This is a genomic window from Streptomyces sp. NPDC050263, from assembly GCF_040655955.1.
Classification (GTDB): Bacteria; Actinomycetota; Actinomycetes; order Streptomycetales; family Streptomycetaceae; genus Streptomyces.
This window is the reverse complement of sequence record NZ_JBFAKW010000214.1, coordinates 1-8339: the sequence shown is the minus strand read 5'-3', so window position 1 is coordinate 8339 and position 8339 is coordinate 1. Positions and strand designations below refer to the sequence as shown.

The window sequence follows — 8339 nt, the reverse complement described above, 5'->3', positions numbered from 1 at the left end:
AAACGTTCATGATCACGGTGGCCGTTCCTGTGCCCACGGCGCCCCGGCCCTGACCAGCACGGACACGCTGACAATCAAGAACTACAGCTGTCGTGAGCGTCCGGCGAGAACACGCACTCCAAGTACATGGCGCGAATCTACTACTACAGCGGCTACAAGAAGCCGTACCAGACCATGGGCGCCTACCAGCAGATTGACAGGTTTACGACGGTCTACAACGAGAACGCGTCGTTCGCCTGGATCCAGCCGTAGGCCAGCGGGCGAAGGAGACTCCAGTGAATCCCAAGGGAAAGTCCCTCAAGGTCGCGCTGCCACTGGCCGCTGCCACCGCAGTGTGCACTGTCGCAGTCGTCGGCGCGATGTCTGACCAAGGCTCATCTCGTCACCAGGAGAAGGCTGCTGACGCGAAGGTGGCCGCCCAGCCCGCCAAGGCGGCAGTGGGGGATCCGAGCAATCCGGCCACCTGGCGGTTACCCATCGAGGCCTACATGCCGGACCCGACCGCTGCCCGGACCATCACGAATGTGCGCGACGACCTGATAGACGCGTGCATGAGCAAGGCGGGCTTCAACGACTGGACGCCCGCTCCTGACCTGCCCAACATCGATGGTGAGAGCTTCACGGACGGCCGTTACGGGATTTCCGACGCCGAGCAGGTTGCCCAGTGGGGATATCACCGCGACCCGGCGTTGATGAAGTCCTACGACGACGCGATGTTCGACGGGGCGGTAGACGAATCCGGAGCAGACGAGGCGCAAGTGCGCCAGTGTGTCCAAGAGGCCGACGGAAGCGCTACGGCGGTCCAGACGGACCCGCTCGTGCAGCAGATCGACATTGAGGGCTTCAAGGCATCCCTGACGGACCCCGCGGTCAAGGACGTGTTCGCCAAGTGGTCGGCCTGCATGAAGGCCAAGGGCTACAACTACGTCGATCCCCCCGACGCGCAGGGAGACCCGAACTTCACCGATCCCGAAAACATCACACCTGAAGAGATCACCACCGCGAAGGCCGACCTCGCATGCCGTGGCCAGTACCCGGTGGCCAAGACCTGGTTCGACACCGAAGTGAAACTGCAACAGGAAGCGATCACCGAGAACCAGGACGCCCTGGACGACATCCGCACCACGAACCAAGCACAGGCCGCAAAGGCCAACAAGCTCGCCCAACCCCGGTGACTCAACTCTGCGCCGCGCTGAGATGACGACGGCGCCGGCCGCTTCAAGTGTGGTGCTACAGAGCGCCAGATCCTTGTGCGGGGCGACCGCCGTCCCACCCTCCCGAGCTGCGCACACACCACGGGCCCGGCTCCGGGCCTCCGTGCGGATGGCTTCCGCATCGCGGGGGCGCTGCGCGCGGACCGTCGGCCCGAGGGCCGGGCCCGTACAAGCGGGCCGGCAGCAACGAAGACGTTGTGTGCGGCCCGGCGGGCACTTGGCGACACCATCGCCGTCCAGCTCGGCCGCCACCCGCTTCCGCAGCCGGCCGGACCCGACGCGCGCCAGCGGTGGCGGGGCCTGGTCACCGCCAGGCGCGGTCACCTGCGCGCCACCCGATGAAGACTGCGGGTCCCGCAGACGTCTGCTGCTGCGTTCAGGGCGTGAGGTCCAGTACGCGGACCGGTTCACCTGCCCACCGGTGCAGGGCAGTGGTCGGGATGATCGCGCCGTCCGGACGGTCCGGGGTCGGCTGCGCCGCGTACTGGCTGTGTGCCGCGGCCCAGGTCTCCTGCCGTGCGACGGCCAGGACGGCAGCCAGGTCCAGATCGAGGACGGTGACGCCGGGAAGGGAAGCCAGGTGCTCGGCCGTGCCAGGCCGGGCGCGATCGGCTTCCACTAACGCGCACGCCGGGGCGTACAGCCCGATCGGCATGGGCGCGGTGGATCAGACGGGAAGCAAGGACGTTGCCCTGGCTGGCTGCGGCCATCGCGGTGTCGTCCATTATCGTCGTTCGACGAGCCGCTGGGCTGCAAGGACTCGTTGAACTATCGGAGGCGTCATAACGTTGGAGAAGGGGAGATCATTCGACGCCGCAACCTCGCGCGTCCTACCGCGGCCGGGGCGCAAGCAGGATCACGAGCCGGGCGATCTCCGTGTCGGTCAGGCGGCACACCGAGCATTTGCTGGGGACCGCGCCGTGGTCGCACTCCTCGTCCCACCCGGCCTGAAAGGCCTCGGCCGCAGTGCGGCAGACGCGTCCGGGCATCAGGCCAGCGTCTGCATCCTGAGTCTTGGACTGCAACGGTGCTGTCACGCTATGCGTAACGAGGGCGGGTGCGAAGAGTAGTGCCGTCGTCCTCTTGAGGTCCTCGTTATGCGCGTGCCTGAGCGACCCTGCCTCCCGGGTAGTCCGGTGGCTGTCGAACCGGCGGAGGAGTGATGCCCCTATTGCCGGCAGCTGGGCCGGGCCCCATGCCGACGGTGGAAGAGGAAGCCTTGAGCGAGCTCAGACCGCCACTGAGGTGCTGGTACGCCAGGGCAAGGTCGCTGAGGCGGTGGGCGCGATGGTGATCCCCGCCCAGAGGGGCGGCCTGCTGTTCGCCGTCGGAGGCAGGGATGGAGAGCTGTACGTCAACGGGCGGGCGCTCACCCAACAGTGGGCCGACGCACTGCGGGCCAAGGTGCCGGGACTCGCCGCGGACATCGACCGGCTCCAGGCCATGCGTGCGGAATGGCTGGACACGCCTCCACAGGACCGCACGCTGGCGCTGGAGGGCAGCTGCACCGCCCCCAGCTCTCACACCCCGCACTGAACGAAAGGCGCGCAGCCCAGGGGGCAGCTGCTGGCTCGGCAGCGCATATGACGGTCTTGCATGCAGATAGATAGGGCGAGTTCACCAGCATTCGCCCCTTACGCCGCATACGGTGGCCTCGCCACCCGCAGACCGCCCGGCACGGCGGGAAGCGGCGGCAGGCATCGCAGACACGCCACGGGAGGAAGACCGGGATGACGCAGGCCGTGGTGAGCGAGCTGGAGGAGCGGGTGCCGGGGCGCCGTTGGACAGTGCGTCTGGACGCCGCCGGCCGGGGCAGTGCGGCCGTGCGCATCTCGTGCAGCCGTCCCGCCTGTGCCGAGCAGCGCCTGCCGTCCGCGGCCGCCGGCCGTGCGGCCGCCATCGCCCACCTCAAGGCCCACCTGCGCGCCACCCCCGCCCCCAGAGCCGGGGCGTACTGCGCATGCAAGCTGGAAGGCTGCCACACCCACATCCCCGACACCGGCCGGCACACGCGTGCCGAACCCTCGCGGTGCGGCGGCCCGGTCGTCCTGGCCGTGATCACGGACCGGGAAGGACGCTGGTGGCAAGCCATGGAGTGCTGCTCGAGGTGCGCGGCCGCAACCCCCGGCGCCAAGACCGCAGCCACCTCCCAGCCGCCCAGCCCGCAGACCACCAGCCGCTCGGCCCCCACAGCCACGGGAACCGGCACGAGCGGGCCGCAGTTCTCCGACCATCAGGCCGCCACCGGGACGGCAGTCCCGGCTCCCCGCTCCGCAGCCGCACGGCGCCCCCCGCAGCAGGCGAAGATCGCCCAGCGGGTTATCCCCCATAATCTGCGACCCACCGCGCTGCGGGACGAACTCATCGAACTCGGTGACCTCTTCCGCACCTACCAGCAGCGAACCGAACCCGACCTGGCGCTGCTCGCCGACCTCCATGAGCGAAAGGCCCGCGCCTTCATCGCCTGGGCCGACGCCAGCGGCATCCGCAGCCTGCGGGTAGAGGCCGTGCGTGCCCAACAGGCCGCCGCTGCCGCCCGCTTCCAGCACGAACAGCGCACGGGCCGGACCTCCAGCGGCCCCGGGCAAGCCGGTACCGGACCAGCCGGCAGTGAGTCCATCAGCAGCACTGAGGCCGCCGGCAGTGGGCCGACCGTGGGCCGACTGCTGACCGTGCGGACGCAGTGGGACCACGCGCGCTCCGTCCTCGCGCACGTGGCCGACCACAGCCCGCTGCCCGGCCCGGAGGCACGGCTGCTCACGCTGATGCTGACCCTGCGCACCGCGCACACCGGCACCGGCAACCTCGTCGGCCAGGACATCACCGCGCTGGGCCTGACCGACCCGCAGGACCTGGTCGAGAAGCTGACCGGCTGCGGCTGGCTCACCCTGCCCGGCACCGCCGAGGACCTGCTCGCCTCCCGGCCGGAGAACCCCACCCCGATCACCGTCCCCTCCCTGGCACCCCACGAGGACAAGGCGGCCCCGTTCATCTTCGGCAAGAAGATGCGGCCCAAGCTCTCCGGCTGGGCCCAGAAGGTCATCTCGGACAAGAAGCTCCGCAAGGCCAAGGCCAACGCCGGCACCCGGCTGCTCGCCCTGACGCTGGCCACCCAGACCAACCCCTCGGGGCGCCTCGGTCCCGGCGGCCAGGGCATCGCCCTGACCGCTCTCACCACCTGGGTCCCGGTCGCCTCCGGCGAACTGCAGCACCTGCTCGACCAGCTGACCGCAGCGGACTGGCTCACCGACGCCGCCCTCACCGATGCCCAGCTCACCGGACAGCTGACCGAACGCGTCCTCCCGCTCACCTGTCCCCTCCGGGCTTGACCTACAGAACCCGTCCGAGTGAACCGGTCACGGTGTCGTCCGTCCCTGGCAGAAAAGTATGTTGGCCCGCACGCCGACAGGCGTACGGGCCAAAAGAAAAGAGGGGCAGTGGCCATAAATGGCGAGTGCCCCTTCAAGTCTGCAACGAGTGTAGCACGGAGCGCGCGATTTGCCGGTTTCCGCTGGTCAGGCTCCGATAGTGTGCCCCAATGGCCTCCACCGCAGTCCAGGACTCCTACGCACGTCACGTCCTCGCGCGTATGTCCGACTTCTTCGCTGATGAGCGTACGCCCTGGCCCCGCCGCCTGTGGGACATAGGCTCGGTTCTCGCACTGGAGGAGCTGTGGGAGGCCGGCCACTGCAGGCCCACAACGTGCTCTCGTCTTCTGCGTGCGACTGGCAGCGTCATCAGCTCAAGGCGATCCTTGGCCGGGACGCCGGTCTCGGAGACAAAGACCTCCGCAGGGAGATCACGAACCTGCTCAACAAGTCACTTCCCGACCCGAGCCCGGAGCGGCGCCGGCTGAAGGAGGTCATCGGGCATCTGCGCCCCGGCTACCTGGACCGGTGGGTGACAGCGATCGCCGTTGAGGAAGCAGAGCGGGTCAAGCCCGAGCGTTTTTCCCGGACTGTGGCCGCCCACCTGCTAGACCTCGGCTACAGCGGTCTCCACCTGAGGAACTGGGCACGCGGCCTCAAGACCGCCCGAGTGACGGCCACCGACATTGCTGAGAGCGCTGCAGAACTCGCCTGCGCTCGCCCGCGGACGTTCGACGTCCTGGTGGCTCTCGACAAGGTGCCCCATCGCGATCTCGCCGAGCCGCTGCCGAACTGGCTCGACAAGGGCAAGGTCGGCGCCTGGCTGCGTGAGCACGGCCACGACACTGCCGGCTTCCGGACCGGCGGAGGGTTCGTCTACCAGCTGCAGGCGCTCGATCCCCTCGGTGCGGCTGACCAGGCCCGCCAGCTCCTGGACCGCATGACCGCCCGCTCGGAATTCCTTCGCGGCCGCCGTGGAGGCGTACTACCGCTGCCGTTCATCTGGGTCGCCGGATACGACACCCCCGTCCCGCTCGAACCTCCAGCCCGCGGTGTTGACGTACTCTCGCTCGTCCATGAGGGGCACCTCTACAAGGTCGACAGCCGAGAGCGCATCGATGACGCCCTCGAGCTCGCTGCTGTCAGCAACCGCGGCGCCCTGGCGCCTGCTGTCGCCGGCGGCTGGGCGGCAGTGGAGTCCCTTCTTGTCCACCCCGACGACCCCCGAGGTGACGGAGAACGGTCCGGGAAGGCCGTCGCGGCCGACCGGATGGCCACGATCATCGCCTGCTCCTGGCCCCGGGCCGAGCTGACCACGCTGGCCCACCGCCATCAGCCCCCGCAGCCCGATGCCCTCTCCGAAGCTATCGCGGCCTGCACCACCAATCGCGAACGCGCCCGGCTTGTCGCCGACGCTCTGCGCGCTGGAGGGCCAGAAGCACTCGACTTGCGGTACACCGACACAGCAGCTGCGCAGCGCATGGCCTCACTCGTGCAAAATCCCAGCACACAGCTCACAGAGGTCAACCACGCGTTCCGCATCGCCATGCGCCGCCTCTACCGCACCCGCAACATCATCCTCCACGGCGGCGCCACTCAGGGGGTAGCCCTGGATGCCTCCCTGCGTACAGCCGCACCGCTCCTGGGCGCTGGCCTCGACCGAATCGTCCACGCCTCCTACACCGAGGGGCTAGATCCGCTCGATCTTGCCGCGCGCGCCGAAGTCGCCCTACAACTCGTCAACGGCGAAACCGGCCTGGCCACGGTGGACCTGCTCGAGCCCCCTCGCTGAGTACAGACGCGAAGGTGATGTGCGTGGTGGGCCACGCGAAGGGCAGAGCGGTGTCGCGCCGCCGTCGATGATTGCGTCCCGCTCGTCCTGCCGCTGGTGCGTGGGGGTTACTTCCCGGCGGCGCGCGAGCCTTTTGCCGCGGCGGACTGCGCGCGGGCCGGGAACCCGGTCTGCGCGGTCCGGCCGCCGGGGTTCTTCGCGCCGGCGGACTGCACCCGTGAGGCCGCCTGCGGGGTCATGGACGTCCGGCGTCCGCCGGTGCCGCTGCTCTTTCCGCTGTTCTTCCCCATGCCGATCGCCTCCTCTTCCAGCATGGGCGGCACCGGTCCCGGCCGCCACCGGGTCTTCGAGGGGGCTTGCTCGTTGACCAGCGCGGACGGTGCCGTGAACAGGGTGCCGGTGAGAGCAAGGAGTGGGAGATGACGGTAGCGGCCGCCCCGGGGGTCCGGGCCGCGCAGCGGCGGATCGTCGGCACGATCAACGCGTCTGGCAGGCTGAACGCCGACGGCCTGGCACTGTGGCGGGAGGTCAACTGCGGCGAGTGGAAGGCCACGGCTGCCGACCTGTCCGCCGACCTGGGCCTTCTCCAGGTCCCGCACAGCATCGTGACGGCCTTCCGGTTCCCGCTCGCCAGCGCCTACAGCAAGGCCATGCGCGAGGGCGAGGAGGTTCGCATCCTGCGCAAGGACCTGGGCCACCTGGTGCCGTGGATGCCGTCGCTGGAGCAGGTGATCGCCGACATCCCCGAGGACGCCACGCGATGGGACTTCACCGTTTTCCAACCCCGTGCCGAGGGGATGGCCATCGCAAGACTTGTCCTGTCGGCGGAGTGGCCCTCCTGGTCGAAGAAGCAGGCCCGCGCCGCCCGCCTGGTCTGCGCGGACTGTGACTACGACCTGCGCGACAAGACCGAGGACCGCGCGCCGTTCGACGTACGGCTGCCCGAGCAACCCAAGCGCAGGCGGCTGGTGTGCGGAAAGTGCTGCAACGACGGCATCGACGAGATGGAGCGCCTGGCCGCGCTCCGCGGAAAGCCGTAGTGAAGGCTGTCGAATCGGACACACCAGCTGCTGGTCGCGGACCTGGTAGGACTCCTCAACGACGCCGAGCACCACAACTCCCGCCGCTCCACGACCGAAAGCCGCCTGGCTTACCTGGAGCGCCGGACTGCGCTGCTGCACCGGTCGTAGGTCCTCGGCGTCCTTGGCGAGGTAGCGGTAGGACTTCGTCGCCGACGGCGTCGACGAGCCAGCCAGGGCCGAGGCCATGGCCCATGGGCGCGGGGACCCGCCGCCCGCCCCACGCCGAGCGCTGCAAAACGCTCAGGCGCCGAGGAAGAGCTGAGGCCCGGCCACCATCGCCAGCGCCGCCGAGTAGTTGGCACGGACCTGCTTCACTAGCTTCACGTCCGCGACCAGCTCGGGGTACAGCGCACGGGCGCGCCCAGCACACGCGGCGGCGACGGCGAAGCCTGGTCACCACCCGCCGCAACCTGCGTACTTCGCTGTGACCACAGCGTCGACCCGGGCGACCTGCTCACCCGGGCCGGTTCAGCCGATCACGGACCGGGCGAAGGCCACAGTGCCGGCGAAGGCGCCCCCAGCAGCCAGTACCGCGACAGCCCATGCGTTCCCTGCCAGCACGGTCAGCACGCCGGCGGCCACGGCGATCTGCGTGCCCAGCATCAAGATGACCGCGGCACGCAACGTCATCAGCGGCTCCTGCGATCGGTCGGACGGCGCACTCACGAAAACTCCTGGCAGCTGTTCTCGCGCCTGCGCCACTCCTCGCCGAGGCGCTTCAGCTTGCGTCGGGCCCGCTCTCCTTGCGCCTCATCCTGCTGCACCAGATCCGACGCTTTGGGCCACGTCATGACTCTGCTGCGCAATTCGTTCAGGCGGAGAGTCGGTAGCTGAGCCGTTCGAGTCTGCTGCTGCGGCGGGTCCGGTCGAGGGGGCCTGTGGT

Annotated in this window: 8 protein-coding genes and 2 pseudogenes; 6 read left to right on the top strand and 4 right to left on the bottom strand. The window is 69.2% G+C overall.

Features of this window, described 5'->3' with window-relative positions; translation table 11 throughout:
• Nucleotides 1–126 precede the first annotated feature (126 nt).
• Together AB0J04_RS44470 and AB0J04_RS44465 are read left to right on the top strand one after the other, a co-directional pair.
• Entirely contained in the window at nucleotides 127–252 is a 126-nt protein-coding gene (locus AB0J04_RS44470; protein WP_363174424.1) for a hypothetical protein, read from the top strand.
• A 23-nt stretch (nucleotides 253–275) separates the two neighbouring features.
• The gene (locus AB0J04_RS44465; RefSeq protein WP_363174423.1) at nucleotides 276–1175 is read left to right on the top strand and encodes a hypothetical protein; all 900 of its coding nucleotides are present in this window, start codon (nucleotides 276–278) and stop codon (nucleotides 1173–1175) included.
• Nucleotides 1176–1590: 415 nt separating this feature from the next.
• Here AB0J04_RS44465 and AB0J04_RS44460 read toward each other — a convergent pair.
• Nucleotides 1591–1939: pseudogene (locus AB0J04_RS44460) on the bottom strand (hypothetical protein).
• 520 nt (nucleotides 1940–2459) lie between these two features.
• Here AB0J04_RS44460 and AB0J04_RS44455 point away from each other — a divergent pair.
• The 3 genes from AB0J04_RS44455 to AB0J04_RS44445 all read left to right on the top strand — a co-directional run bounded on the left by AB0J04_RS44455 (nucleotide 2460) and on the right by AB0J04_RS44445 (nucleotide 6374).
• Nucleotides 2460–2750 (top strand): hypothetical protein, encoded by a 291-nt coding sequence (locus AB0J04_RS44455; RefSeq protein WP_363174422.1) that lies wholly within the window; start codon nucleotides 2460–2462, stop codon nucleotides 2748–2750.
• Between the two features lie 194 nt (nucleotides 2751–2944).
• Nucleotides 2945–4543, top strand: a complete 1599-nt coding sequence (locus AB0J04_RS44450) for a hypothetical protein (protein ID WP_363174421.1) — start codon at nucleotides 2945–2947, stop codon at nucleotides 4541–4543.
• A gap of 373 nt (nucleotides 4544–4916) precedes the next feature.
• Complete coding sequence (locus AB0J04_RS44445; RefSeq protein WP_363174420.1) at nucleotides 4917–6374, top strand: integrase; 1458 nt, start codon at nucleotides 4917–4919, stop codon at nucleotides 6372–6374.
• A gap of 107 nt (nucleotides 6375–6481) precedes the next feature.
• Here AB0J04_RS44445 and AB0J04_RS44440 read toward each other — a convergent pair whose 3' ends face one another.
• A complete protein-coding gene (locus AB0J04_RS44440; RefSeq protein ID WP_363174419.1) occupies nucleotides 6482–6688 on the bottom strand; it encodes a hypothetical protein in 207 nt (68 codons plus the stop codon).
• Nucleotides 6689–6793: 105 nt separating this feature from the next.
• Between AB0J04_RS44440 and AB0J04_RS44435 the strand changes: the two genes are divergently transcribed.
• Nucleotides 6794–7414: a hypothetical protein gene (locus tag AB0J04_RS44435; RefSeq protein WP_363174418.1), complete on the top strand. Its 621-nt coding sequence runs from the start codon at nucleotides 6794–6796 to the stop codon at nucleotides 7412–7414.
• Between the two features lie 510 nt (nucleotides 7415–7924).
• On the opposite strand, the gene AB0J04_RS44430 is transcribed toward AB0J04_RS44435, so the two are convergent.
• Together AB0J04_RS44430 and AB0J04_RS44425 are read right to left on the bottom strand one after the other, a co-directional pair.
• On the bottom strand, nucleotides 7925–8122 hold the full coding sequence (locus tag AB0J04_RS44430) for a hypothetical protein (RefSeq protein WP_363174417.1): 198 nt from the start codon (nucleotides 8120–8122) through the stop codon (nucleotides 7925–7927).
• A pseudogene (locus tag AB0J04_RS44425) lies at nucleotides 8119–8339 on the bottom strand (hypothetical protein); the annotation flags it as partial. The gene AB0J04_RS44430 and the pseudogene AB0J04_RS44425, both read right to left, overlap by 4 nt.

Coding starts and splice junctions, on each gene's coding strand:
- AB0J04_RS44470 (WP_363174424.1), top strand. CDS start 127: ATGGCGCGAATCTACTACTACAGCGGCTACAAGAAGCCGTACCAGACC.
- AB0J04_RS44450 (WP_363174421.1), top strand. CDS start 2,945: ATGACGCAGGCCGTGGTGAGCGAGCTGGAGGAGCGGGTGCCGGGGCGC.
- AB0J04_RS44440 (WP_363174419.1), bottom strand. CDS start 6,688: ATGCTGGAAGAGGAGGCGATCGGCATGGGGAAGAACAGCGGAAAGAGC.
- AB0J04_RS44435 (WP_363174418.1), top strand. CDS start 6,794: ATGACGGTAGCGGCCGCCCCGGGGGTCCGGGCCGCGCAGCGGCGGATC.